A 25,155-nucleotide genomic window follows, 5' to 3' on the forward strand; every position below is an offset into this window, starting at 1 on the left:
AAGATGGCACGAAAAGACAATTTGGACAGATTTCCACGTGCCCAACTCATGTCGGGCCCAACTCCATTGGAGAGACTGGACAGGCTGTCTGCAGAGTTGGGTATAGATCTCTGGCTGAAACGCGACGATCTCACCGGGCTTGGGTTTGGTGGGAACAAAACACGGCAGCTTGAGTTCTACCTCGGGGACGCGCTTCAGCAGGGTGCAGACACCATACTGATCACTGGCGCAGTCCAGTCCAATTTTGTTCGTTCTGCCGCTGCCGCTGCGGCCAAACTGGGAATGCAATCCGTGTTGCAACTGGAAGAGCGCGTGCCGGATATGGGCGAGGCGTATTACAGTTCCGGCAACGTATTGTTGGCAAAAATCCTTGGCGCCGAGCACATGAGCTATCCCGAGGGCGAGGACGAAACCGGCGCAGATGCCGCGTTGCACGCGCGCGCCGAGGAACTGAAATCTCAAGGACGTACGCCCTACGTCATTCACCTGGGATTAGACCACCCCCCATTGGGTGCCTTGGGCTATGTCGTCGCCGGACAAGAACTGTGCCATCAAATGTCGGATTTCGATGCGGTCATCGTCCCTTCGGGTAGTGGCGCCACACATGGAGGGTTATTGACCGGGGTAGCACTGGAAGAAAGTGACTCGTCTGTTTTTGGAGTCTGTGTGCGCCGCGATCGTGAACAGCAAACGGCCCGCATGACCACCGTTCTGCAGAAACTGGCGGATTTACTGGGCATCGACGCTGAACCCTTGCTGAACAGGATCAACGTTTTGGACAAGGCACTGCCCCCCGGATATGGCAAACTCAGTGAAATGACCCGCGCTGCTTTGGAAAAGATGGCCCGCACCGAAGGAATATTCCTTGATCCCGTCTATTCCGCAAAAACGTTCGCGGGGTTGTTGCATCTGGTAAACACAGGAGAAATCCAACCTGGGCAAAAAGTTGTAATGCTGCATACAGGTGGGTTGCCTGCACTTTTCGGGTACCAAAACGAATTGGCAAGCGACCTACCATAAAACCACCCAAAACCACCGTAATATCTACTAACAGAAAAGACTCGAAACATGACTATCACCCGTATCGAAACTGGCCAACGCATGAGCCGGATCGTCAAGCACAACGGCGTTGCCTACCTCTGCGGTCAGACATCGGATGCACCTACAGTAGCAGAACAAACAAGCGATATCCTTGCCAAGGTAGAAGATCTGCTGACCAAAGCAGGAAGCGACAAGACACGTATTTTGAAATGTGAAATCTGGCTGGCCGATATGGCAGACTTTGCCGAGATGAACGCCGTTTGGGACGCCTGGGTGCCCGAAGGCCACGCACCTGCCCGCGCCTGCGGAGAATCCAAGCTCGCCCGTGACGTTTTGAAGGTCGAAATGATCGTGACGGCCGCCTACGACTAACCAACTCTGACCACAATTGGCGCAGCCCCTCGGCCTTCGCATTCTCTACTGTTTATAGTGATTTCCGAGGGGCAAGTACGTTAAATTCTTCTCATAACCTCTGCACGACAAGTGGTCAGCACAGGCAAATGATCACCTCCTTTTGGAAGTGGCTACCTGTGAACGACATTGTGCTAGTCCCTGGCGCTACGAAACCATTGCCTCGATTCTGGTGAGAGTAGCCGTACTCACAGCGACACCTTCTGTACGGGCTCTCACTCGCTTGGCGCGACGCCCGTCACCAGGCAAATGAGCGCCTTCCTGCGCTCGGATCGCATCTACCAGACCAGAGACCCCTGCCTCAAACGCATTGGGCGCGGTTGCACCGGGATCAATCGCGATAAAAAACTGGCCGGTTTTCGGCGGCCCCCCTGCAGTTCCGGAAAATGGCGAGGCATTGATACCCAACGTGGCACCGGTCAGGGCCGCGGCCAGAAGCTCGACCAACACCGCGACGCCGACACCCTTGTATCCGCCAGATGGCGCCATTGAGCCCTTAAGGCCAACCTCTGGATCAGTGGTTGGATTGCCGTCGGCATCCAGTGCCCAGCCAACAGGGATCGGTTTGCCTTCGCGCGCATGCTTCATAACTTCGCTTTTGGCGATGGTGCTGGCACTCTGGTCGATCAGCAGAGCAGGTTCACCATCAACGCCCGGAGCGGCGATCGAAAACGGGTTGGTGCCAACGACAGGTTTTGACCCCCCGGACGGCGCGATCGAGGCGGGCGCATTGGTAAATCCCAGACCAACCAATCCGGCCTGAGCCAGCCGGTAAGTATGATAACCCAGAACGCCGCAATTATAGCTGTTCCGGATCGCCAGAACCGCCACACCCTGTTCGCGGGCTGCGGGGATCAAGGCGTCGAAACCTTTATCAATGGCAGAATGCGCAAATCCGGTTGCCGCATCCACAGCAACAACGCCTGGTTTTGGACGTAACAGAATGGGCTCTGCCAGACCATCAACCTTGCCGCACTGCACGTGTTCACAATAGATCGGAATATAGGCGAGCCCGTGGCTGGCAACACCGTCTGCCTCGGTTGCCGCCGTAGCCTGAGCCAGCGGACGCGCGTTGGCTTCGGATGTGCCAGCCGCCACCAGCGCGCGGAAGGACAGATCTTCGATTTCAGCGAGGGTCAGGTTTCGTGTGTCAGTCACTTGAATGTCTCTCAGTCATTGTCGGAAAGCCCTGCCCCTGCACCCAGCAGGCGGGATTCCTCGGTTGCGGGGGCATAGGTGCGGTGGGCGAAATGGTTCAGCACATCCCAATCTTCAGGCGCGGGATACGCGCGCGTGTGCCGCATGCGCGACCCTTCCGGCGAGGCGCTTCGTGATACGACGACCCTTTGGGCTGTATCTGGCAAAGTGTCGGGGGCCATCAGGCGATCGCCATCCGTCACTACCTGTACGCCGTCGATTTCAACCGTCAGTGCCTCTTGCAATAAGCGCGCCGCATTGGACACAAACGGCAACAATAGCGCGGGCATTGTGACGTTCTGCATCTCGATCGGATTTGTCTTCAGTAAGTGAACGCTGTCGGACAACAACGATCCTGCGGACAAGGGGCACAAATCATCCTCGGCATTCCACGGACATTCGATTTGCGAGGGACGATGAGCGGCTAGGTTCAACGTCAAACCACGCTCTAATAAGCGAGCCAGAGTCCCGGCACCATCCAAGCCTTGCATACACAGCCAGCGCGTCGCTTTTGACGCCTCTTCGGCCTGCCCCCAGGAATAGCCCGCGCCGCGGGTGGCCCGCTTGGCGGTTGCTTCCATTTCATTCAGTGAAAAACTCATACCGGAACCTGCGGATAGACCCAGAAATCAGCATTTTCAGAGGTCAGTTCTTCGGGATAGGGCGCACCGGAATACATGCAGATCCGCACCCAGCGATCCGAACGCGGATCGAAATGGGTCGCGCCAAAGAAGGACAGCTTTGCCCGTAACATGTCGATCGGCAACACCGCAGACCCAATCGTGTTGTCACGGATTTCACCATAAGGCGCATTGCGGCTCATTTGCACGCGGCGGAGGGTGTGGCGATGTTCAGGACAAAGTAACAGGAATTCGGCCACGGTCTGGGACTCGTCCCACTCACCCATCAGGGTATAGGCTGCGATTGCATCCCGTGCGGGGGCCAAAGGCTGTTCATATTCAGCAATGGGTTCTTCGAACCGCTCACCCATTCGGGGTTCAAGCTTTTCCTCGGATACATACCAGGCCCGGGCGCAGTTTTCACGGGCCTCCCAGTCCAAGTCCAGTGCCCAACCATGTGTATCCCGGATCAGTTCACGCGCTTGTCCGATCGACATCGTCCCGTCGATCACAAATGCCTGCGCTTGGCTGTCCGCCATACATGTCGCCAACCCGTCGACGAGCTCTCCGTAGGGTTCCAGTATCAGTGAGGCCAGAAATTCCTGCCCCTCCGTGCTGAGTGCGGTTTCCGACCAGGTCATCAACCGGTTCCACGGAAAGGCATCAGTCAGGGCATGTGTGTCCAGGTAGTCTGAAAGCGTGTCCAAGTCAGCCGTCAGCGCCGCCAGTTTTTCGACCTGTATGGGATGTTGAGATCGCCACCATGAAATCGACAATTGGCTGCGTTGGAATAGCTCTCGGAACTGGTCAACCTCGGATTCGCTGGCGGATTCCAATGACCTGACACGCGCTATCGCTTTTTCCCGCGCCATAATCCAGTTGTTGAACAGAATGGGGTGGTTGACGATGAATGGCGCCATACCAAGACCTGTGGAATTGCCGATCCCAAGCCAGCGGGCAATATCAGGGTCCAGTTTCACGGCCCTGCTCCCGCCTTTGGCGTCGGCCATATGCTGAACCAAATCTCGCACAAAGGTTCGGGTCAGAAAGACCGACAGCATTTCAACCTGAAAAGGTGCATACACCTCCGGACGGTCCGCGACTTTCTCGCGATCTGCCGCGCCGAACTTGCCCGAGCCATAGACTGCCGTTGTGCGCATCAGGTAGCCGACTTGATAAATCTGCTCCAAATCCGGCTGCTGCCCCGCTGCCAGTGCATCCACGACATGAGACCAAAGCCGCACAGAGCGATTTGCGCGCGACAAAGACAGCTCGCTTTCGCTGACGCGCCCCGCCTCCTGCAGCGGCACATTTTTCGAAAGACGCTCGATATCGGCCTCAGACGGGATGCCATCGAACAAGGCGAAGGTGGCGTCCCATGCATCTGCGATCACCCGATCCGAACGCTTCTCCGGTGGCAAATCATGCGCAAAAGCCACAAGCGAATAGGCCCGTTCCGGCCCATGGGCTGTGTAGACCGCGCAACCGACTCCCTTGGCATCGATGTCAAACTTGGGACGTGAGAACGCCCAGTTTTCATGGGCCATCCGACGCGTCAACTGTCGCATGAAACTAAGCCGACACTGGTGCAATGACCCCAACCGAGAAAGCCGCATTACAGTGGCTGGGTCTCGCCTTTCGATCTGTGTCTGCGCCTTTAAGTCCATTTGGCTACCCTTGAGCAACGAAGTTTTCGTCAAAGAACCTGTACCAGTTTCCACCCATGATGCCGGCAACTTCGTCATCGCTGAGGCCGGTTGCACGTAATCCCGTTTCGATATTTCCAAAGTCCCGGTTGTCCCGAAACCAGGCTGGCATCGGGGGGAAGCCTGGGTTGCTGGCCGAACCCTCGCCATAGTCAATTTCCTTGGTCCAGCGTCCGACCCGCATCCATTCGACAACGCTGTCAGGCTGATCCTGGCACAAATCGGTGCCGATCCCGAGATGTTCCACGCCGTATTTCTCGGCCGCTCGGGCGATCATCTCGCAAAAGCTGGCCAGCGTGCAGTCCGACTTGTCCTTTAAGTGATGAGGATAGACCGAAAATCCCAGCATCCCACCGTTTTCAGTCACTGCCTGAATCACCGCTTCGCGCTTGTTACGCAAGGCAGGGGACCACTCGTGCGGGTTTGCGTGCGTGATTGCGATCGGGCGTTCGGACAATTCAGCCGCTTCGATGGTGGATCGGTCTGCCGAGTGGCTCATATCAACAACAAGCCCAACACGGTTCATCTCTTTGATCACTTGCCGACCCATACGAGTAATGCCGGTGTCTTCGGATTCATAGCAGCCCGTGGCCAGCAGGGACTGATTGTTGTAGGTCAGCTGCATGAACCGCGCACCCAGCGAGTGCACGATTTCGACCAACCCGATGTCGTCCTCGATAGGCGACGGGTTCTGAAAACCAAAGAACACCGCCGTGCGTCCGGTTTCCCGCGCCTTGTCGATGTCGCTGGCCCATTGGCCCTTCATGATCAGATCCGGGTATTGCTCGAACCACCTGTTCCACTTTTCAAAGTTCAGGACGGTTTCGCGGAAATTCTCATGATAGGAAATGGTGACATGGATTGCGTCCACGCCACCTTCCCGCAACTGCCGAAAGATCTTCTCGGACCAATTGGCGTATTGCAGCCCGTCGATCCGCATCAGATCGGCTTTCCTGCACTAATATAAGCGGTTTTCACTGTCGTGTAGAACTCGGCTGCAGCTTTGCCCTGTTCACGTGGACCGTAAGAGCTGTCACCACGACCTCCAAACGGGACATGATAATCTGTGCCAGCGGTGGGCAGGTTCACGGTCACAACCCCGGTGCGCGCGTTACGGCGGAAATGCGTGGCGCGGGCCAGGCATTGCGTGGCGATACCCGAAGTCAGGCCGAAATTGGTGTCGTTGACGACGGCCAAAGCCTCATCATAGCTGCCCACTTTGATGACCGAAGTCAGAGGCGCAAACATCTCTTCGCGGTTGATGCGCATGTCGTTGGTGGTGTTCAGGAACACGCCGGGGCTCATGTAATAGCCGTCTTGGGGCATATCCAAACGCTGTCCGCCGCAAGCCAGCTCTGCGCCCTCGGACTTGCCCAGATCCACATATGCAAGGTTCTCGGCCAGTTGCTGAGCGCTGACAACGGGGCCCATCTGAGTCCCCTCCCCCAGCGCATGGCCCACTTTCATCGCCTGCGCACCGGCCACCAGTTTTTCCACGAATGCATCATGAACAGCTTCATGAACCACGAGCCGGGAAGATGCGGTGCATTTCTGACCGGTACCTCCGAAGGCACCACCAAGTGCAAGTGAGACCGCAAGATCGAGATCGGCATCGTCCATAACAGCCAGAGCATTTTTCGATCCCATCTCCATCTGCACTTTTGTCAGGTTCTGAATAGCAGCAGCGGCGATACCCTTGCCAACCGGAACCGACCCAGTAAATGAGATGGCGTTGACCTTGGGGCTTTCCACCAATCGCTGTCCGATGGAACGGCCTGACCCCATGACAAGGCTGAATAAGCCCTTGGGAATGTCTTGACGGTTGATAATTTCTGTCAGGGCCACGGCCGAAGCCGGAGTGATATTGGCAGGCTTCCAAACCACCGCGTTGCCATAGCATAGCGCTGGGGCAATCTTCCAAGAGGCGGTGGCGGTCGGAAAATTCCACGGGCTGATCACGGCGACAACGCCAACAGCCTCACGCCGTACATCAATTTCAATATCTGGGCGTACCGAATCGGCGTTCTCACCGATCTGGCGGAGACACTCGGCGGCGTAATATGTGAAGAACTGTCCGGCGCGGAAGACCTCGCCTTTACCTTCCGCCAGCGGCTTGCCCTCTTCGCGGCTGAGCAAGGTACCCAGTTCCTCGGCGCGGGCCATCAGTTCATTGCCGATATTCATCAGCACCGCCTGCTTGCGCTCTAGCCCATACGCTGCCCATTCGGCCTGCGCCACACGTGCCTGATCCAGCGTCGCCTCAAGCTGGTCCGCACTGGCCTGCGCAAAGTTGCCGATCAGGTCGCTCAGATCTGAAGGATTGCGGTTTTCAATTTCGCTTTCGCCAGCCAGCCATTCGCCGGCGATCAGGTTCAGGTTGGTCACGATAAGCCCCAGTTCAAAGAAAGTTGGGGGCAGAATGGACTTTGCAACCAATATCAGTCAAACTCAAACAACTTAACTTTACTTCAGAAAAATTGAAATATGGCTATCAAGATCGAAATGCTGCGCTGCTTTTGCGCTGTTGCACAAACGGGAAATCTGTCTGAGGCGGCTGACCGTTTGGGACGCACTCAATCAGCGGTGTCAATGACCCTAAAACAGTTCGAGAGCCAATTGGGGAAAAAGCTGTTTGTAGGAGAACGCAAGAACCATCTGTCCGCCTTGGGAGAGCAAGTATTTGAAATGGCCTTGAAACAGGTGCGTCAGTTTGATCAGACTGTGCAATCCATCGAAACGGCTGCCGATGCTTCCAATGGCCAAATCCGAATTGCATCAGTTCCTTCAGTAGCTGCGTTGATTTTTCCTTCGGTTCTCGAGCACATGACCCAGCGATTTCCCGGGCTCAAGGTCGAGCTACGGGACACGGATTCCCAACAGGTGCTGGATGCCCTTGCCGAGGGAAAGGCCGACATTGGAATCGCCTCAGGGCTTCACCCGATGAAAGGCATCAATGCAATCCCATTGTTCGAAGATCGGTTCGGACTCGTATGCGCATCCGATCATCCGCTCATAACAAGTGCCGAGCCACCGACCGTAAAGGATGTGATCGCGTCCTCATTTGTCCGAAATGCACTTTGTGATCTAATCCAGACACCCAATTTCGTGCAAGCCGTTGAAGATGCCGATGTCACTATTCACAACACGCATTCTCTCGTGACCATGGTCAGAACCGGAAAGTGGGTTACAATCCTTCCCCAAACGGTCGCACGCTTCATCCCCGAAAGCACTGCGTTTCGAGAGCTGGCGGATCTGCCCGACAAACGCCAGGTTTTTTTGTACGTCAAAGACAGATCACGATTCAAAGACCTGACAGATGCGTGCAGCAACTTTATCTTGAATAGCAAGTTGGTCTGAATATCCGGGCATACAGTTACGGGCTTCCGCTTTATTGACCATCTCAGCGCGCCAAGATCCAACAACTCTGATGGTAAATCCGATCAGAGATGCGTCGTCATGCGATATCCCGGGGCAAAAAAAAGCTTGGCATATGTAACCGGCGCGCCGCGCAGCCATGTTATGCGTTCAGCGGTAAAAATCGGGTCCCCTAATGGAGCATCCAAAAACTCGGCAATTTCACCGTTCGCTTTGGTCGCCAAAAAACTCAGCTCCAGATTGGTAAAAGGCACTTTCTTGACCAACCAGTCATTGGGTCCCGATTGCTCGAAGGACTCATCCAAAACTTCTGGCACCACATCTGTGACGATCCATCTAACTTCGAACTGAAAAGGAGCGTTGTCTGCGTAATGCATACAGCGCAGGTGCAGAACGTCTTGACCTCGTTTCAAATCCAGACGGGCGGCAAGCCAGGAAGGCGCCGCGTGCACTTGTTTATCCACCAGGGAATATCGATAGGCTGCACCGGTCGCCGCAATCTCATCCCTGACCAAGGGGATTGAAAACTGAGCCTTTCTGATCGGCGATTTCAGTACTCTTGTTCCCGCCTTGCGCTTTCTTTCAAGGTAACCTTCCTCGGCAAGCTCCCTCAATGCTCTGTTGACGGTTGTGCGCGTGCTCGAGAACTCAGTCGCCAGATCTGTCTCACTTGGCAAAATCGAGTCCGGGGACCATACGCCGGTTTGAATTCTGTCCAGAACCACCTGCTTGATGTCCCGGTAGCTCATGTTTTCATGAGTTCTTCCCATGGCGTGTCCCGATGTATTAAATTGGAATTAACAAGCTTAAATATACACATAAACTTGCATCGGCGAAACCAACTACATCATCCCTGGCCTGCGCACCGAAAAAAATACGCGGTGCGCAACTGTTTCATCGGCGTACCGCAAAGCGTCACGCAGCCTCAAGCAGCTCTGAAATCGCTGATTTGTAGCGCGTCACAATTGCATCGTGGTCCTTATGGCGCCCGCCCTGCACTACATGGCGACCCGCCGACCACGTGTCAGTTACAACATCGTCCGGAGCGACAAAACACAGCCCATCAAGTAGTTGGGCATCCTTTAAAGCGCAAAGGGCGGGGTGGTTGCGATCAATGGCGACGAGATCGGCGAATTTGCCAACTTCAATTGTGCCCGCATCGCGACCAAGCGCCTGCGCCCCACCCAAGGCCGCACCAGCATAGAGCGTTTGCCCGGTAGAGCCCTCTCCCGCCACCAGAACATTGCGCCCCATGTCACGTAGACGCTGGGAATACTCCAAGGTGCGCAATTCTTCGGTCAGAGAGATACGGACATTCGAGTCCGATCCCAATCCAAAGGCTCCGTTATGTTTCAGATAGGTCGGCCCGTTGAATGGACCATCGCCCAGATTGGCTTCGGTGATCGGGCATAGCCCTGCGATTGCACCGCTTTTAGCCATGGCAATAGTTTCAGCCTCGGTCATGTGTGTCGCGTGGATCAGACACCAGCGCGAGTCTACGTCCACATTGTCCAACAACCAAGCCACTGGGCGCTGACCAAGCTTGGCTTCGACATCGGCCACTTCCTTGAGCTGCTCTGAGATGTGGATATGAACCGGCCCTTGTGGTGCTGCCTGCAACACCTGTGCCAAGTCATCCGGAGAGGTGCCACGCAGTGAATGCGGGGCTATACCGACCTGCGCATCGTCAGGCAGGTAAGGCAGATTGGTTTTACACGCCTCCATCAATGACAGGAAACGATCCACGTCATTGGAAAACCGAAGTTGGCCACCCATCAACGGCTCCTGATTCACGCCTCCATAGGTGTAAAGAACAGGCAGATGGGTCAGGCCGATGCCAGTTTGGCGCGCGGCTGCGAAAACACGATCGCTTAACTCGGACAGTTTGGCATAGGGGCTGCCGCCCGGTTGATGGTGGACATAGTGAAACTCGCCTACCGAGGCGTATCCGGCTTCCTGCATTTCCATGAAAACCATTGCGGCGATGGCTTCAAAATGCTCCGGCGTCAGGTGATCCAGAAACCGATACATCAGTTCGCGCCAGGTCCAGAAGCTTTCTTTTCCTGCCTTCCGAAATTCAGTCATTCCAGCCATGGCCCGCTGAAAACTATGGCTGTGCAGGTTTGCAAGGGACGGCAGCAGAACATCAACGGAATAGTCAGCCGAATCTTGGGTAACACCCTCTTCGATTTTGACAATCTTGCCATCGACAGACGTAACACGGCAATTTTTCAGCCAGGTTTGCCCCGAGAACGCGTGTTTAGCGTGAATTTTCATTTCCATCTCTTTATGTGTAGACTTTTCATCTTAAAGGGTATACTAGATTTCAAAAAATGCAACTTCGGAAAAGGACCTCATGACAGGGAAAACGATTCTTTGCGGCGCGAGGATTGCGACCCAGGCGGACGAACAAACACCTTATGGGTTGATTGATGATGGCACCCTTGTGATGTCAGGCGAGCGGATTGAATGGGTCGGGTCAAAGAACGACCTTCCCGACGAGTATTCGGCAATCGACGCAGAAGATCTGGACGGCCGCCTTGTGACACCGGGTTTGATCGACTGCCATACGCATGTCATTTTTGGCGGGGATCGGGCCCAGGAATTCGAAATGCGCCTGAATGGGGCAGGATATGAGGAAATTGCCCGCGCCGGAGGAGGCATCAATTCAACAGTCCGGGCCACGCGGGATGCCAGCCTGGAACAATTGATCGAAAGTGCCATGCCTCGTGTTGACGCACTAATAGCCGAGGGTTTGACGACAATCGAAATCAAATCCGGTTATGGGCTAGAGCGGGAAACCGAGCTGAACATGCTGCGCGCCGCACGAGAGATCGGCAAGCAGCGGCCGATTACAGTTCTCACCACCTATCTTGGTGCCCATGCAACGCCGCCGGAATACAAAGATCGCGATGACGCCTATATTGAAGAAGTGGTCATTCCGACCTTGCATGCCGCCCATTCCGAAGGCTTGGTGGATGCAGTCGACGGGTTTTGCGAGGGCATCGCCTTTCAATCCAAGCAGATCGCACGGGTCTTTGACGCCGCAAAGGCGCTGAACCTACCGGTAAAACTACATGCCGAGCAGCTCTCAAATCTGGGTGGCGCCAAGCTGGCAGCGTCCTACGATGCACTGTCTGCGGATCACATCGAATATCTTGACGAAGATGGCGTAGTCGCGATGGCTCTGGCTGGCACTACAGGCGTGATCCTGCCGGGCGCCTTCTACACATTACGCGAAACGCAACAACCGCCGGTGGATCTTTTGCGCAATCATCAGGTACCGATGGCGTTGGCGACCGATTGCAATCCGGGTTCGTCACCACTGACGTCTCTTCTTTTGACCATGAATATGGGCTGCACCCTATTTCGTATGACCCCCGAAGAAACGCTTGCGGGTGTCACCCGCAATGCCGCCCGCGCGCTTGGTCTGAAAGACCGTGGTGTCATCGCCGCGGGTCAGCGGGCTGATTTGGCAATCTGGGATGTCAAACATCCTGCTGAGCTTTCTTACCGGATCGGGTTCAACCCCCTTCACAAACGCATTTTTGGAGGTCAAGCGTGACCACTCTCACATTGGTTCCCGGGCAGACCACTCTGCCGCAGCTTGAAAATATCTACTGGAATGAAGCCTCAGCAAAGCTCGATGCGTCTTGCCGCCCAGCGGTTGAAATGGCGGCAGACCGTATTGCGGCTGCCGCTGCCGGTAACGTGCCTGTTTATGGTGTGAATACCGGGTTCGGCAAACTGGCCAGCCTGAAGATCGAGGCAGAAGATACTGCCACCCTGCAACGGAATCTGATCCTGAGCCATTGCTGTGGTGTCGGCGAAGCGATGCCGCGCCAGCTGGTCCGATTGATGATGTCCCTGAAGCTTCTGAGCTTTGGCCGTGGCGCGTCGGGCGTACGCTGGGAGCTTGTCGAGCTAATGCAGGGCATGCTGGAAAAAGGGGTCACTCCCGTTGTTCCCGCCCAAGGGTCGGTTGGCGCGTCAGGCGATCTGGCACCGTTGTCACATATGACTGCGGTCGTGATCGGCGAAGGCGAGGCAGAATACAAGGGCAAGATTTTACCGGGGTCCGAAGCGCTGTCTAAGGCGGGGCTGTTTCCAATCGAATTGGGTCCCAAAGAAGGATTGGCCTTTATAAACGGCACGCAGTTTTCGACGGCCTATGCGCTTGCTGGCTTGTTTGAGGTATGGCGTTCAGCGCAAAACGCGCTGGTGATCTCGGCATTGTCGACAGACGCCATCATGGGATCTACCGCTCCGTTGCAGCCCGAAATCCATACGCTGCGCGGACACCGCGGACAGATTGAGGCAGCAAATGCGATGCGCGCAATCCTGGCCCAATCCGAGATCCGCGAAAGTCACCGCGAAGGGGATACGCGCGTTCAGGATCCCTATTGTATCCGGTGCCAACCACAAGTGACCGGCGCGGCGATGGATGTGCTGCGTCAGGCCGCCGCAACGCTGCTGACCGAAGCCAACGCGGCCACGGACAATCCGCTGGTTCTGACCGAGACGGGCATGATTGTTTCTGGTGGCAACTTCCATGCAGAGCCAGTCGGCTTTGCCGCTGATATGATTGCTTTAGCACTGTCCGAAATTGGCGCTATCTCTCAGCGGCGTATCGCACTGATGGTCGACCCAACGCTCAGCTTCGACCTGCCTCCGTTCCTGACGCCCAATCCGGGTTTGAACTCCGGGCTGATGATCGCCGAGGTCACAACCGCCGCGCTGATGAGTGAAAACAAACATCTGGCCAACCCTTGCGTAACAGACAGCACACCCACTTCGGCCAATCAGGAAGACCACGTTTCGATGGCGGCCCATGGCGCGCGGCGCCTGACCCGTATGGTTGAGAACCTGAATAACATCCTTGGCGTTGAACTTCTCTGCTCGGCGCGCGGCGTTGAATTCAGGGCTCCGCTGAAAACCAGTCCGCTCCTGCAAAAGGCCATTGCGCGTCTTCGCGAGGATGTCTCAAGCCTGCAGGAAGACCGGTATATGGCTCCTGACCTGAAGGCCGCGAAAGAGCTGGTCGCATCGGGTGCTTTGCTGGAGGCGTTGAGCGCCTCACTGCCGGAACTCGCGTAATGCAAGTTTTTAGCGTTATACAAGGTGATAGCCCCATCGTTCTGGGCCAGCCGCATGGCGGAACCCATGTACCCGACGCCATTGCCGCACGGTTCAATGTTACGGGTGGCGGTCTGGCTGACACGGACTGGCATATCACCCGGCTTTATGATGGCCTGCTACCGGGTGCCACAGTAGTGGCGTCCAACGTGCATCGCTATGTGATTGATGCCAATCGCGATCCGGCTGGTGTGTCGTTGTACCCGGGTCAGAATACCACGACGCTGGTTCCCCTGACGGATTTCGATGGGCAGGCGATCTGGACCAAGGGGCAGGAACCTTCTGTAGACGAAATCGAGGCACGTCGCGTCGCATACCACGCGCCCTACCACAATGCGCTGCAGGCCGAGCTAGAGCGGGTTCGGGCCAAACATGGGGTGGCGATCCTGTTTGATTGCCACTCAATCCGGTCAAACATCCCGTTCCTGTTCGAAGGTGAACTGCCGATTTTCAACACCGGCACAAACCAGGGCACCACCTGCGCACCCGAAATTGAGACCGCAGTGGATACAATTGCACAGTCATCTGGCATGGGCGCTGTTCTAAACGGACGCTTCAAGGGGGGGTGGACAACGCGCCACTATGGCCAACCCGATTCCGGCATTCACGCCATCCAGATGGAAATCTCGCAACGGGCTTACATGCACGAAACGCCTCCGTGGGCGTGGGATGACGCCCGAGCCGCAGTATCCCGACCGCATCTGCAAAAGATGCTTGAGACCCTCAACAACCTCGCCCTCTCGGGCGTCATTTTTCCCGAAGGGAGTAAACAATGAGCGATCCTCGAAAGAATAGCCGCGACGTGTACCCGCCGACCGGGACGGAACTGAATGCTAAAAGCTGGTTAACCGAAGCTCCTATGCGGATGCTGATGAACAACCTGCATCCGGACGTGGCCGAGAACCCGCACGAGTTGGTGGTCTATGGCGGTATTGGCCGTGCGGCGCGGACCTGGAAGGACTTCGACCTGATCGTCGACAGCCTCAAGGAGCTGGAGGAGGACGAAACGCTGGTGGTACAATCGGGAAAGCCGGTTGCCATCGTTAAGACCCACAAGGATGCGCCTCGCGTTCTGATCGCCAACTCAAATTTGGTGCCGCACTGGGCCAACTGGGATCATTTCAACGAGTTGGATAAGAAAGGCCTGGCCATGTATGGCCAGATGACTGCCGGGTCTTGGATTTATATCGGCAGCCAGGGCATCGTTCAGGGCACGTATGAAACCTTCATGGAGGCCGGTCGCCAGCACTATGGCGGTAACCTGAAAGGGCGTTGGATTCTGACTGGCGGCCTGGGTGGCATGGGCGGTGCGCAGCCTCTGGCCGCCGTGATGGCTGGTGCTTGCTGTCTGGCCGTCGAGTGTGATGAGAAAAGCGCCGACTTCCGCCTGCGCACCCGTTATGTTGACGAGAAAACTCATAGCCTGGACGAAGCGCTAGAGATGATCGACCGCTGGACCAAAGCGGGCGAAGCCAAGTCCGTGGCACTAATCGGCAACGCCGCCGACATCTTCCCGGAAATATACAAGCGCGGCATTAAGCCAGATATCGTGACCGACCAGACCTCGGCCCACGACCCTGTTAACGGATATTTGCCGCAAGGCTGGACGGTAGCCGAGTGGCGTTCCAAGGCTGAAACCGCCCCGAAAGAAGTGGAACGCGCCGCGCGCGCTTCGATGAAAGTACAGGTCGAAGCAATGGTTGCATTCCACAATGATGGCGTGCCCACCGTCGACTATGGCAACAACATTCGCCAGATGGCGCTAGAAGAAGGTCTGGAAGACGCGTTTGCCTTTCCCGGATTTGTTCCAGCCTACATCCGCCCGCTGTTCTGCCGTGGTATCGGGCCGTTCCGCTGGGCAGCACTGTCAGGTGATCCGGAAGACATCTACAAGACAGACCAGAAGGTCAAAGAACTGCTGCCGGACAACAAACACCTGCACAATTGGCTGGACATGGCGCGCGAACGTATCGAATTCCAGGGGCTGCCCGCACGTATCTGCTGGGTCGGTTTGGGTGATCGTCATCGCCTGGGTCTTGCCTTCAACGAAATGGTCAAAAATGGTGAGTTGAACGCGCCTGTCGTAATTGGGCGGGACCATCTGGATTCAGGGTCTGTCGCCTCACCCAACCGCGAAACCGAAGCCATGATGGACGGTTCGGACGCCGTTTCCGACTGGCCCCTGTTGAATGCCTTGGTAAACACCGCCTCGGGTGCCACCTGGGTATCGCTGCACCACGGCGGCGGGGTCGGTATGGGATTCTCACAGCACGCAGGCGTGGTGATCTGCGCAGATGGCACTGACGATGCGGCCAAACGCCTGGAACGCGTTCTGTGGAACGACCCCGCTTCGGGCGTCTGGCGCCATGCCGATGCGGGTTACGAAAGCGCCAAGGACTGCGCCCGCGAGCATGGTCTACGCCTTCCTGGCATTCTCGGCTGATCAAGCCAAATCTGCAAAACTGCATCATTGAAGGCCGAGACCTCATTGAGCATCTAAAACACTGTGCTAAATAACTTCGGTTGTGGCGGGAATGACGCGGGGCAAACCCCGGTGGTTCAGGCTTCTGACGATGTTTTGGCCGACCACACATTTTAGGCGCGGAGGCAGGCTCTGCTTTTCTTTGGCTCAATTGTCGGTATGACGGTGTGGGATGAATCGTTGGGCGAATACCGGAACCACAAGGAAATCTGGCAATGTCGAATAATGAAACACTGACAATTCTCGCATGTCAGATTCAAATTCCGCAAACAAACTCGGCACAGGAACGGGACGAACATCTGTCGCAGTCCACGAAATGGGTAAGCGACGAACTTGTGGCCCGGCCTGCAGACCTTGTGGTGCTGCCAGAATTGTCGAGTATCGATTATTCCCGCGAGGCGTTTTCACGCCTGGACGAAATTGCCGAACCTCTGGACGGTGCGTCATTCCAGGCGTGGCGAAGTGTGGCACAAGAATTCCGCGTTTATGTATCGTACAGCTTTGCGCGTCGAGGAGCAGGCGGCAACTACATCTCTGTTGCCGTTGTAGGACCGGACGGCAATCTTGTCGGGCATTACGACAAGCTTCATCTAGCCCAATATGGCGCTTCGATGGAAAAAGAGTATTTTGAACGCGGAACGCATCTGCTGACATATGAAGTCCGCGGGTTCAAAATCGCCCCGATCATTTGCTATGATATCCGCATTCCCGAGCTTTGCCGTACTTTGGCTGTTGAAAAGGGTGTTGATCTCATCACTCATTGCGGCGCCTACTACCGAGACGAATCCTTCCACACGTGGCACTCATTCGCGACCACAAGAGCGCTTGAGAACCAAGTATTCCTGCTATCTCTCAACCGTGCCGGGGAACAGTATGGCAATTCCCTGTTCTGCTGGCCCTGGATGGACGAAAACAAAGGTCCCGTTACCTTTCCCCAGCATGAAGAAGCTTTTAAATACATTACGTTAGATCGTGATGACTTGAATCAAGCCCGCTCAAACTATTCCTTCCTAAAAGATCGGCTAGAAGACTATAATGGTCTTCCATTTCTGGCAGGGTCGCGCTCTCTGAGCGCAAGTTGACGAAAATTCCCGTTTAAGTGCTTATGGCTGGCACAACAACAATGAGCAGGCAATATCTCGTTGAAAGGCGCATGCTTCTCAATGGAAGCATCCTGTATGCCGTGTACTTTTTCTTCGGTACACGGTGTCATATAGTGACCTTAAAAAGCTGATGGCTGAACGCGGAGTATGAGTAAACCACGCCACGCTAAACAGGAGGGTTGTGACGTATTCGCCTCTGGCGGCGGCGCGTGCGCAGTCCAAGAAGCTAACGCTGAAATCCTGACGCATGAACAAGATATATTTGCTGGTGCGCGAGGTGGAAAAATCACTATCGAGAGGGCGACAACGCGGGGAACACCCTAGAATTCATAATGTCCAAGCAGAGAAATGGTCCAGACGCGACTAAATTCTTAGCCAAGGCGCTGTCTTAAAATGCGATCCTAGACAAAGTCGTTATCGGCAACAGCAGGGCCAATGCGACAGGTATTCACGGGATAAACAAGATTTTGAAACGGTTCGCTTGTCCGGCCAAAGTGCAGAAAATTGGGTCCAATTTGTTGAGTAACATCGTGGAACACGATCACAGGTTTATCAAACGGCGGGTCCGGCAAATGTGTGGTTTCAAATCATTCGGGTCAGCGCCAGCTACCTTGGACGGCATCGAGGTCGTCAATATGATCGATAAGGAGCAGTTTGCCAGCACAACAACATCGGCGTTTCGACTTTCTGCCGGCTTCGCAGGATATATGTATCTAAGCACAGGCTTTTCCTGACTCGTCCAAAAATTTGCGACACATTCATTGCGTGACCTCAAAACTGCTCTCGTAAATGGTTTTTGTAATAACTGAAGTGTTACTTTTCAGATTGGCTCCATTGCAATCGCTAAAACAGGTCACCGATCTCAAACGATTGCAACAGAACACCTGCCTACTCCGTCTACACCGCCCTGGAAGAAATTTGCAACAGAACCTAATTTTACTGATGTAGTCGTCCCCTACTCACTTTATACGCAATAATATCCTTTTTTGCGCACTACTATTCCAGCCGTGGGGTGCTACCGTTACATCTGATAAACTCCCTGTCTCGCGCCTTGTATGTTTTCAGAGAAAAGCGCTAGAACTCAGACCTCCATCCCTTACCTACCCCACTCGGAAAATCACCACTAGACAGGCCTTCCACCAGAAATAGACCCCTCCAGCCCGTTTGAGGCGTCGCTGGTGAAACAGACCAATGCCCGCCCTTAGTCATCGAAGACTGTTCCCGACCACCTGCGAAATATTTGAGGGACCGCTTGCCATCTGCGGGAACTTCCAGCCGCCTGCCCCAAGTCACCAGATCTGATGCGCTGAGTGTGTGCTGATCAAAGAATCTGGCAAGATTGGTCTTATCTAGAGCTCGCCTCTTGAGGTCAAAAGTACCACTTAGCCCCCTGCCCGCTTTCCTGAACTTTCTCGCAGCGCAGGCTTAGATTTGTTGGATCGAGGTCAGACAGACTAATATTTAGTCTTCTATGTCCAATCGCTCCAGTCGACCAGTTTCTGCCCCGCCTGCACTGATACCTTTCCGGAATTCAGGCAGAGAAAAGTCAAGGCGATGTGGATATATCCAAAAACCCTACCGTTGTTTTAGTGAGTTAAAACAAAAAACGTCGGGCCTACGACCCGACGTTCCGCCAAGAAAAACCCGACTTTAAAGTCTTACCCGTGGGTAAGATCGTCTTCCTCCTGCAATTCGTCGATCAGGGTTGCAATCGCTTGTTCAAGCTTGGCGCGATCAACCCGCGTGAAATCCAGATCGTAACGCAGCTCGATCCGACCGCTTGACGCAGAACACTTCGCAACCCCTGCCCTGCCGGAAACCTGGAACGTCGTTTTTGCACGGCGCGTTTTTCCTCCGCTTGCCAATACCGGTTTCTTTTGCGCCGGTGTTTCCGGCTCTGTAAAACTGCGAAGAATGGCCACCTCTCGCGGCCCATCGCGGTCCGGTTCACTCATTACGGCGTTGCTGACCTGACGCAAAAGTCCTGGGTTGGCATCCAGTTTCCGTTTTAGATCCACGCCAAGATTACGCGGAATTTCATTGGGGTGCAGCAGCACCTTGTCCAGCATCATCAGCAAACTGGCAAAGGCCCGGATGTAGCTTCGCTTGGTGTAGCTCGCAGATTTGAAAAGGATAGCAACCGCCTTGTCCACTTCCGGACAATCATTCGCCGGGTTTTCTGCGTAAGACCGAGCCAGCGCCCCCATCTCGGCGAATGAGATGTCTTTGCGGATCAGGTTTTCATCCACCATTCGGCGGTAGCTGTCATTCAGATCTGCGCCATCAGAAATCCCTGCCGGGATCTTGGCATAAAGATCATCGCCGGTTTCCTCATGGAGCGCACGGTATGCAGAAAGGCGACGCATGCCCTGGATCAGCTCGAACCGCCCGTCAGCCCTCCGTTCCAGCCGAATTGGGTTCGATAGACCGATGTCGCGGATCGACTCTTTCAATTCCTCCAGCTCGGGGTCGGGACCCGGCTTGCGGTCCCGAGTCAGTTTCTCGGTCACCACATCCGAAAGCGCCACACGTTCGGTCACCAAACCTTCGGAACGCAACCGCACCAACTCATGTGCCAGCCGGTCATTTTCAGCGCGGATCGTCTCTTCGGTTGACTGCTGATCGCGCAAGGCGTTGGCGTTTTCTGAGATCGCAGCGGCCATCGGGCCTCGCCGTTTTTCCAACACTTTGTCCGGTACCTTGCCGACCGGGATGTCATCCACGGCTGGCATGTCGATGTCGAACATTCTGCGTTTGCGGCTCATGCGTCATCCTCCAGCTTATCCCAGGCCGAAAGCATCACGCCCCGGAATTCCTCATACACGTTGTCAAAGGTTGAACGCGCGCGGCGCCAGGTCTCACGCGTCATCTCGCGATAGTCCATCTCGTACACCGAACTCAGAAACCGCCCGGACTGTTCGACCGCGCGCGTCATCTCAACCGGATGCTCTGCGACATGCTCGCCAAACACCTTTTTGAAGGCATCAAACATAGCGGTGTGTAACGCGTTACCCGGCTCATAACGTGTCAACAGAAAGCGCAATTCGCAGAAGGTTTTGGGCAACCCGATCTTACCCGTGGGTAAGGTCTTATCGAAACCATAGGCCAAATCTTCCAACGCCTCGGCCAGCTGCCCAATGAACGACGTGGTCGAATCATACTCCCAATAGCCGGGGCCTGAGGGGACATAGAGCATGTCCGCAGCAAAGACCGCATTCATCGACTGATATCCAATCGCAGGTGGGCAGTCGAAAAGGATCAGGTCATAGGCATCATCCGGGATTTGATCCAGATAGCGCGAAACCGCGGCAAAGAATGACCATTCCGGATTCAGATGCCGATACTGGGCCGAAGCAAACTCGACAAAGGCCGCATTGGCACAGGAAGGGATCACATCAATGGTCGACCAAGAACTCTGCTTGATGAAATCCGCAATGCGCAGATCGCCAAGACCCATGTCCGTGATCGAAGGCGGCAATTCGCGGCGGGGCAGGGCGGTCCCGGATTCCGCGGCGGCGGGCCGGTTATTCATCCGCTCGGTCTCTCGGATCAGGTCACGGGCCATGATACCCCACACCGTGAAATCCTCGGCGACATCCGTCAGGCCCATGGAATGGCTCAGCGTCGCCTGCGGATCGAAATCCACCACAAGGACGCGGTAACCATCCAGGGCAGCGGCGTGCGCCAAGTGCAGGGCGACAGTAGATTTCCCGGCCCCCCCCTTGAAGTTCGCCACCGCTGCGCGAATGGCCCGCTTTCCCGAAGGACGGGGCGGCATCAGGGATTTGCGGTTCACCTTAAGGCGGCGGCGCAGCTCATTTACCTCTTCAAGGCTGAACCAGCGCTGGCGGCCATCGGGCTCAACCTCGCCGCCTGGCAAGGACGGATCTGCCGCCAGCTTGCCCCGAAAGGTCGACTGATTTACGCGAAAGATTAGATCGGATACCTCCCAGCTTGAAAAGCGACGGAGGGTCTTCTCCATCTCTGGGCTGAAGGTTTGCTGGCGAATCCAGCCCTGCAATTTAAGGGACTGATTGCGCAATGCGTTCAGGTCTTCGTGCGTGTACATGCCTCAAGTCTCATAGTTTCGGACGCTATTTTATATAGTTTTTCTATTTACGCTTGATTTGCGCTTTACGCAAAAGAAATTATGATGAAAGTACAAACTTACCCACGGGTAAGAAAACAAAGGGTTTCGAAGCCAAGACCGATTCGGAGGGCCACTGATTCGAAAGCCCCGAAGAAACAACCTCCCACCTCAAGATTTAGGGGGACGGAAATTAACGAACAGCCCCATATAGGGGGACAAAACACGAGGTTAGGGGGACATTCTGCGTGTCCCCCATCACCAATACTTCACCTATTTTCTTTTTTGAAATTTGAATTGAGTTAGAGATCAAACCAGCCACAAGCCACTCTCTTCTTGACAGAATCGAAGGATTGGACGCTAATCAGGGCATCATGACAAAAAGCGTTGGCAAACAGCGCTGAACTGGCGGTATCATCCGTCCGAGGCAGACAGAGCGGTGAAGTCGGGAATGCAGATTGCAAAACCGGTCGGGCGAAATGCGCCCGCCATCAAATATGATATTCTCTCGGCGTTGACCGTGCACGCATTGTCACAAGACAAGCACCGGCAGCGTATTGTTCTTCGAGTCATTACCCTGATTACGACTCGGTACAATTGGCGCAGTAATGAACTGTCTATTGGTCGCGAGGAAATAGCCCGGCTATGGTCTGTGAATGAGCGCACCGTGAAACGCGAGATGGCCAAGTTACGGGCAATGGGTTGGGTCACGGTCAAACGACCGGCAGCACGCGGACGGGTTGCGGTTTATGAATTGGACCTGAAGCAGATAATGATCGATACGTCTGAAGTCTGGCCTGTCATCGGCTCTGATTTCCAGGCGCGCATGTCAGAAGGGCCCGCGCCTGATACCAATGTTGTACCTTTCAAGATCAAACCGCCATCCCCTGAGGATACTGACGACAATGTCTGGACACAGGTGCAATCCATCTTGCACGGTCGCGATCCAGAGCTTTGGGCCAGCTGGTTTCGGCATCTGACCGAGGCAGAAAGGGCAGGGGGGGTGGTTACTCTGATGGCGCCATCCCGGTTCATGGCGGACTATATCGCCCAGAAATGGACTGGGCGTTTGCTGGCTGCCTATGCTCGTGTTGATCCGGCAGTTCGCAGTCTACGTTTTGAGGCGGCGGATTAAATCGCTCAAATTGTGTGACCTTTTGCCCAGCGACTATGAGGACAGCTAAAGTTGTCGCCTGACGACTTCAGTGGGGCGTTGTCTTGAAGACAGGATATAGGGGTCTTGCTGGCGATCAGAGGTTTTATAGGACGCACCATTTTTAATCAGGATTCAGTCGAGCTTGGTCCAAAATCTATTCGAGTCTTTGGCCGTGGCCGCAATTCTAACGACCTCGGTCCTGATTAAACCGGGAGAATCGTCGGAGTACAAAAGTACAACTTACACAGTGATCGATGGGCTTAGATATGGTCTGATTGGCGTAAAGGTGCATTGGCTCTCATGATCCGATCGGATCTCAATTAGCTGTGCCTGCAGTAATAAATGTTTTCGGGCGCAGCTAAGTAATGCGCAAAAGAGGTCCTTTTTGCGGATCATAGTTTGATACGTGCTACGCTGCTTGGCATCGAAGGAAGACAAGACGAGTCGCAAAGCGTTCTGTTGCGAGGTTTCTTGCGGGCTGAAAAAACTGCGCGGTACTTTCGAATTAAGCAGCAAGTTCCGCAAATTGACGGAACGGACAGAGTCCGGGCGCGAATTGACCTTTGCGGATCACGTTGGCGACTTCGATTGCGTCCAGCGTCGCAGCTGCTTAAGCGAATGCTCTGAACCCCAGCATCGGTCGAATGCGCCGCTCTATGAAACGGTGATCTTGCTCGACGGTATTGTTCAAGTATTGGTGCTTCAACATTTTGTTGACAGCATTGATGCCAGCTGTGTTTGCATCGCTTTTGTTGATGACTATTTTCCTCGGTAATCCATGTTGTCTCCAACACCCTGGCGAAAACCTTGTAGCTGCCGTCTTATTTCGATGCCGCACTATTTCTGCGATTGCACCAGAATTTCGTGCCACCCATCGGTGCAGTGCAGTGTGGTCAACCGAAACGTCGCGTTCGCGCATGATCTCTTCAAGATCTCGGTAAGACACGCCGTACCGACCATAAAAGAACAATGCGAAAAGGATCACATCCTTCGGATATTGTGCGCCTCTAAAAGAGATCATGAGCAAGCTTTCAAAAGCTACTACCACTAGCCATGCACGCCCTAGCCGCGCGGACGCAATTGGTCATAACTTTGCAAAAGATCCTACCAGTCATTCACCTGGCAAGACGGTGCTGCCTAATGCCCGTGCGGCAAGTGCTGACGCGACATTCTTTTGCGCCAGCGCAACAATCGCTACAACGCGGTTGGAGTCCCCAGACCGGCCATGCAAAGCCAACTGGAGACACCCAATCCATGCTCCTTCTTGCTGAGACTAGATGAAACGATTGAGACGTGGGAAAAGATACCGTTCTTTTCGCCGGGGGCAATTAAGGCATGTAAGATCAATTTGAACGTTCAAATTGAGCGAAGAATTGAATCTACAACGGGATACAATCGCAGGTTTTGGGATTGCAAGTGGGTCAGCTCACTTACGGCTTGTAGCAAGGCATTATTAGGCGCATCTTGAAAGTTGCCTGCGACCGCTAGATGCTGGCCAATCCTGCGGTACTAAGATTTGGTATACTATTTCGTGTCGAGCTCGACTGCATGGTTGCAAAAAAGGTTATTGATATGACTTCAAACGATACTTCTGTGAATGTTCACTACAAAGTCGGCAAATGGCTACCGTCGGATCAGGCCGTTCTGGACGCTTGGTCCGCAAAGATTGCTGCGAAGGCCGAAAAAGATACCAGCCCGCTCCTGCCGGCCGTGCAAAGGCTCAAGACTTTGATCGAGACTGATGCCAAGGCTTATATGTTCTTTTCGCAGATGTTTCAGGAGGTTCCTGCCAGCAAAAAGACCTCACCCTCAGGTAAGCCACAGGTCAGAGACTATGACCACATGCTGCGGCTGTTCAACACGATCATGACCCATGCGCCCGAGTTCAATGAAAGCGGTCTGGTCGGGTTCCCGTTCAATGCAATCCTGGATTGGTCGATGGCGAATGTAGGCGGTTGGGCTGGGTTTCTGGATGACAAGATCGACGCGCATCTGCGGGGTATGTTGAATGAGTGGGCTGTTTTTCTGCAATCACCGGAGAGCACTTCGGTCCTGAATGACGACCCCAGAACCGGGTGGTTCGGTGCGGATGCGAAAAAGGCGATGCCGACATTTGTGGACGAGTTCATTTGTGATCCCACGCTGCCTCACTATGGGTTCAAATCCTGGGATGATTTTTTCACGCGCCGGTTTCGTGATGGCGCACGACCCATTGCGGCGCCACAGGACAATGCGGTTGTTGTGAACGCCTGTGAATCCGCACCCTATCGTGTCGCCCGGGATGTAAAGCTGCGTGACCAGTTCTGGATCAAAGCGCAGCCTTATGCGCTGCAGTTCATGCTGGACAACGATGCGTTTGCAGACCGGTTCGACGGGGCCACCGTCTATCAGGCATTTCTGAGCGCACTCAGTTATCACCGCTGGCACGCGCCTGTTTCAGGTCGGGTCGTCAAGACCCGGCGAGTTGAGGGAACATACTACTCAGAAATTCTGCCAGAAGGATTGGACCCGGCGGGACCCAATGCCTCACAAGGTTATATTGCCGAAGTTGCAACCCGGGCTTTGATCTTTATTGAAGCCGACAATCCGGACATCGGACTTATGTGCTTTGTGGCCATCGGGATGGCCGAGGTGTCGACCTGCGACGTCACGGTTTATGAAGGCCAGCACGTCAATAAGGGCGGCGAGATTGGCATGTTCCACTTTGGTGGTTCGACACATTGTTTGGTCTTTCAGCCGGATGTCAAAATAGACTTTGACTTGCACGGTCAGGAGCCAGGGCTAGACAGCACGAACATTCTGGTTAACCAACGGATCGCGACAGTTGGACCGCGCGGGTAA

General features: G+C 54.8%; 19 protein-coding genes and 2 pseudogenes. 11 read left to right on the forward strand and 10 right to left on the reverse strand.

Annotated elements, in window-relative coordinates; translation table 11 throughout:
- The first annotated feature begins 3 nt into the window (after positions 1 to 3).
- Together GOW93_RS11160 and GOW93_RS11165 are read left to right on the forward strand one after the other, a co-directional pair.
- Positions 4 to 1,020: a D-cysteine desulfhydrase family protein gene (locus tag GOW93_RS11160; RefSeq protein ID WP_170384080.1), complete on the forward strand. Its 1,017-nt coding sequence runs from the start codon at positions 4 to 6 to the stop codon at positions 1,018 to 1,020.
- Positions 1,021 to 1,068: 48 nt separating this feature from the next.
- On the forward strand, positions 1,069 to 1,413 hold the full coding sequence (locus tag GOW93_RS11165; RefSeq protein ID WP_170384082.1) for a RidA family protein: 345 nt from the start codon (positions 1,069 to 1,071) through the stop codon (positions 1,411 to 1,413).
- Positions 1,414 to 1,599: 186 nt separating this feature from the next.
- On the opposite strand, the gene GOW93_RS11170 is transcribed toward GOW93_RS11165, so the two are convergent.
- Genes GOW93_RS11170 through GOW93_RS11190 form a run of 5 tightly spaced genes read right to left on the reverse strand, consistent with a single transcriptional unit; the run spans position 1,600 to position 7,360 of the window.
- Positions 1,600 to 2,610: an Ldh family oxidoreductase gene (locus GOW93_RS11170; protein WP_170384084.1), complete on the reverse strand. Its 1,011-nt coding sequence runs from the start codon at positions 2,608 to 2,610 to the stop codon at positions 1,600 to 1,602.
- Between the two features lie 11 nt (positions 2,611 to 2,621).
- Positions 2,622 to 3,251: a DUF3726 domain-containing protein gene (locus GOW93_RS11175; protein ID WP_170384085.1), complete on the reverse strand. Its 630-nt coding sequence runs from the start codon at positions 3,249 to 3,251 to the stop codon at positions 2,622 to 2,624.
- Positions 3,248 to 4,936 (reverse strand): hypothetical protein, encoded by a 1,689-nt coding sequence (locus GOW93_RS11180; RefSeq protein ID WP_170384087.1) that lies wholly within the window; start codon positions 4,934 to 4,936, stop codon positions 3,248 to 3,250. The genes GOW93_RS11175 and GOW93_RS11180 overlap by 4 nt, the downstream gene beginning before the upstream one ends.
- Before the next feature lie 4 nt (positions 4,937 to 4,940).
- Positions 4,941 to 5,915: a membrane dipeptidase gene (locus GOW93_RS11185; protein ID WP_170384089.1), complete on the reverse strand. Its 975-nt coding sequence runs from the start codon at positions 5,913 to 5,915 to the stop codon at positions 4,941 to 4,943.
- Positions 5,915 to 7,360: an aldehyde dehydrogenase family protein gene (locus GOW93_RS11190; RefSeq protein WP_170384091.1), complete on the reverse strand. Its 1,446-nt coding sequence runs from the start codon at positions 7,358 to 7,360 to the stop codon at positions 5,915 to 5,917. Before GOW93_RS11190 ends, GOW93_RS11185 begins: the two co-directional genes overlap by 1 nt.
- A gap of 99 nt (positions 7,361 to 7,459) precedes the next feature.
- On the opposite strand from GOW93_RS11190, the gene GOW93_RS11195 reads away from it, so the two are divergent.
- Entirely contained in the window at positions 7,460 to 8,332 is an 873-nt protein-coding gene (locus GOW93_RS11195) for a LysR family transcriptional regulator (protein ID WP_170384093.1), read from the forward strand.
- Positions 8,333 to 8,415: 83 nt separating this feature from the next.
- Here GOW93_RS11195 and GOW93_RS11200 read toward each other — a convergent pair whose 3' ends face one another.
- Both GOW93_RS11200 and GOW93_RS11205 read right to left on the reverse strand, forming a co-directional pair.
- Complete coding sequence (locus GOW93_RS11200; protein WP_170384095.1) at positions 8,416 to 9,120, reverse strand: GntR family transcriptional regulator; 705 nt, start codon at positions 9,118 to 9,120, stop codon at positions 8,416 to 8,418.
- A 145-nt stretch (positions 9,121 to 9,265) separates the two neighbouring features.
- Positions 9,266 to 10,627 (reverse strand): formimidoylglutamate deiminase, encoded by a 1,362-nt coding sequence (locus tag GOW93_RS11205; protein ID WP_170384097.1) that lies wholly within the window; start codon positions 10,625 to 10,627, stop codon positions 9,266 to 9,268.
- Positions 10,628 to 10,706: 79 nt separating this feature from the next.
- Between GOW93_RS11205 and hutI the strand changes: the two genes are divergently transcribed.
- The 6 genes and pseudogenes from hutI (at position 10,707) to GOW93_RS11235 (ending at position 17,805) form a co-directional block, all read left to right on the forward strand.
- Positions 10,707 to 11,915, forward strand: a complete 1,209-nt coding sequence (hutI, locus tag GOW93_RS11210) for an imidazolonepropionase (protein WP_170384098.1) — start codon at positions 10,707 to 10,709, stop codon at positions 11,913 to 11,915.
- Entirely contained in the window at positions 11,912 to 13,447 is a 1,536-nt protein-coding gene (gene hutH / locus GOW93_RS11215; RefSeq protein ID WP_170384100.1) for a histidine ammonia-lyase, read from the forward strand. Before hutI ends, hutH begins: the two co-directional genes overlap by 4 nt.
- Positions 13,447 to 14,262: an N-formylglutamate deformylase gene (gene hutG / locus GOW93_RS11220; protein ID WP_170384102.1), complete on the forward strand. Its 816-nt coding sequence runs from the start codon at positions 13,447 to 13,449 to the stop codon at positions 14,260 to 14,262. The genes hutH and hutG overlap by 1 nt, the downstream gene beginning before the upstream one ends.
- The gene (hutU, locus tag GOW93_RS11225) at positions 14,259 to 15,929 is read left to right on the forward strand and encodes a urocanate hydratase (RefSeq protein ID WP_170384104.1); all 1,671 of its coding nucleotides are present in this window, start codon (positions 14,259 to 14,261) and stop codon (positions 15,927 to 15,929) included. The genes hutG and hutU overlap by 4 nt, the downstream gene beginning before the upstream one ends.
- 254 nt (positions 15,930 to 16,183) lie before the next feature.
- Positions 16,184 to 17,050, forward strand: coding sequence for a carbon-nitrogen hydrolase family protein (locus GOW93_RS11230; RefSeq protein ID WP_170384105.1), 867 nt, complete (start codon positions 16,184 to 16,186; stop codon positions 17,048 to 17,050).
- 81 nt (positions 17,051 to 17,131) lie between these two features.
- A pseudogene (locus GOW93_RS11235) lies at positions 17,132 to 17,805 on the forward strand (IS6 family transposase).
- 924 nt (positions 17,806 to 18,729) lie between these two features.
- Here the strand turns inward: GOW93_RS11235 and GOW93_RS11240 are convergent.
- Both GOW93_RS11240 and GOW93_RS11245 read right to left on the reverse strand, forming a co-directional pair.
- Positions 18,730 to 19,836, reverse strand: coding sequence for a ParB/RepB/Spo0J family partition protein (locus GOW93_RS11240; RefSeq protein ID WP_170384107.1), 1,107 nt, complete (start codon positions 19,834 to 19,836; stop codon positions 18,730 to 18,732).
- Positions 19,833 to 21,140, reverse strand: a complete 1,308-nt coding sequence (locus GOW93_RS11245) for an AAA family ATPase (RefSeq protein ID WP_170384109.1) — start codon at positions 21,138 to 21,140, stop codon at positions 19,833 to 19,835. The genes GOW93_RS11240 and GOW93_RS11245 overlap by 4 nt, the downstream gene beginning before the upstream one ends.
- Positions 21,141 to 21,609: 469 nt before the next feature.
- On the opposite strand from GOW93_RS11245, the gene GOW93_RS11250 reads away from it, so the two are divergent.
- Positions 21,610 to 22,293 (forward strand): DnaA N-terminal domain-containing protein, encoded by a 684-nt coding sequence (locus tag GOW93_RS11250; RefSeq protein WP_170384110.1) that lies wholly within the window; start codon positions 21,610 to 21,612, stop codon positions 22,291 to 22,293.
- Positions 22,294 to 22,819: 526 nt separating this feature from the next.
- Here the strand turns inward: GOW93_RS11250 and GOW93_RS11255 are convergent.
- Positions 22,820 to 23,335: pseudogene (locus GOW93_RS11255) on the reverse strand (DDE-type integrase/transposase/recombinase).
- Positions 23,336 to 23,886: 551 nt separating this feature from the next.
- On the opposite strand from GOW93_RS11255, the gene GOW93_RS11260 reads away from it, so the two are divergent.
- A complete protein-coding gene (locus GOW93_RS11260; protein WP_170384112.1) occupies positions 23,887 to 25,155 on the forward strand; it encodes a phosphatidylserine decarboxylase family protein in 1,269 nt (422 codons plus the stop codon).

It is taken from the genome of Ruegeria atlantica (assembly GCF_013032455.1).
GTDB classification, from domain to species: domain Bacteria; phylum Pseudomonadota; class Alphaproteobacteria; order Rhodobacterales; family Rhodobacteraceae; genus Ruegeria; species Ruegeria atlantica_B.

Excerpts from the sequence above, each read along its gene's own strand:
- GOW93_RS11175 (WP_170384085.1), bottom strand. The coding sequence starts at position 3,251 with ATGAGTTTTTCACTGAATGAAATGGAAGCAACCGCCAAGCGGGCCACC.
- hutU (WP_170384104.1), top strand. The coding sequence starts at position 14,259 with ATGAGCGATCCTCGAAAGAATAGCCGCGACGTGTACCCGCCGACCGGG.
- GOW93_RS11230 (WP_170384105.1), top strand. The coding sequence starts at position 16,184 with ATGTCGAATAATGAAACACTGACAATTCTCGCATGTCAGATTCAAATT.
- GOW93_RS11180 (WP_170384087.1), bottom strand. The coding sequence starts at position 4,936 with ATGGACTTAAAGGCGCAGACACAGATCGAAAGGCGAGACCCAGCCACT.
- GOW93_RS11185 (WP_170384089.1), bottom strand. The coding sequence starts at position 5,915 with ATGCGGATCGACGGGCTGCAATACGCCAATTGGTCCGAGAAGATCTTT.
- GOW93_RS11200 (WP_170384095.1), bottom strand. The coding sequence starts at position 9,120 with ATGGGAAGAACTCATGAAAACATGAGCTACCGGGACATCAAGCAGGTG.
- GOW93_RS11240 (WP_170384107.1), bottom strand. The coding sequence starts at position 19,836 with ATGAGCCGCAAACGCAGAATGTTCGACATCGACATGCCAGCCGTGGAT.
- GOW93_RS11160 (WP_170384080.1), top strand. The coding sequence starts at position 4 with ATGGCACGAAAAGACAATTTGGACAGATTTCCACGTGCCCAACTCATG.
- GOW93_RS11245 (WP_170384109.1), bottom strand. The coding sequence starts at position 21,140 with ATGTACACGCACGAAGACCTGAACGCATTGCGCAATCAGTCCCTTAAA.
- GOW93_RS11260 (WP_170384112.1), top strand. The coding sequence starts at position 23,887 with ATGACTTCAAACGATACTTCTGTGAATGTTCACTACAAAGTCGGCAAA.
- GOW93_RS11195 (WP_170384093.1), top strand. The coding sequence starts at position 7,460 with ATGGCTATCAAGATCGAAATGCTGCGCTGCTTTTGCGCTGTTGCACAA.
- GOW93_RS11165 (WP_170384082.1), top strand. The coding sequence starts at position 1,069 with ATGACTATCACCCGTATCGAAACTGGCCAACGCATGAGCCGGATCGTC.
- hutG (WP_170384102.1), top strand. The coding sequence starts at position 13,447 with ATGCAAGTTTTTAGCGTTATACAAGGTGATAGCCCCATCGTTCTGGGC.
- hutI (WP_170384098.1), top strand. The coding sequence starts at position 10,707 with ATGACAGGGAAAACGATTCTTTGCGGCGCGAGGATTGCGACCCAGGCG.
- GOW93_RS11205 (WP_170384097.1), bottom strand. The coding sequence starts at position 10,627 with ATGAAAATTCACGCTAAACACGCGTTCTCGGGGCAAACCTGGCTGAAA.
- GOW93_RS11250 (WP_170384110.1), top strand. The coding sequence starts at position 21,610 with ATGCAGATTGCAAAACCGGTCGGGCGAAATGCGCCCGCCATCAAATAT.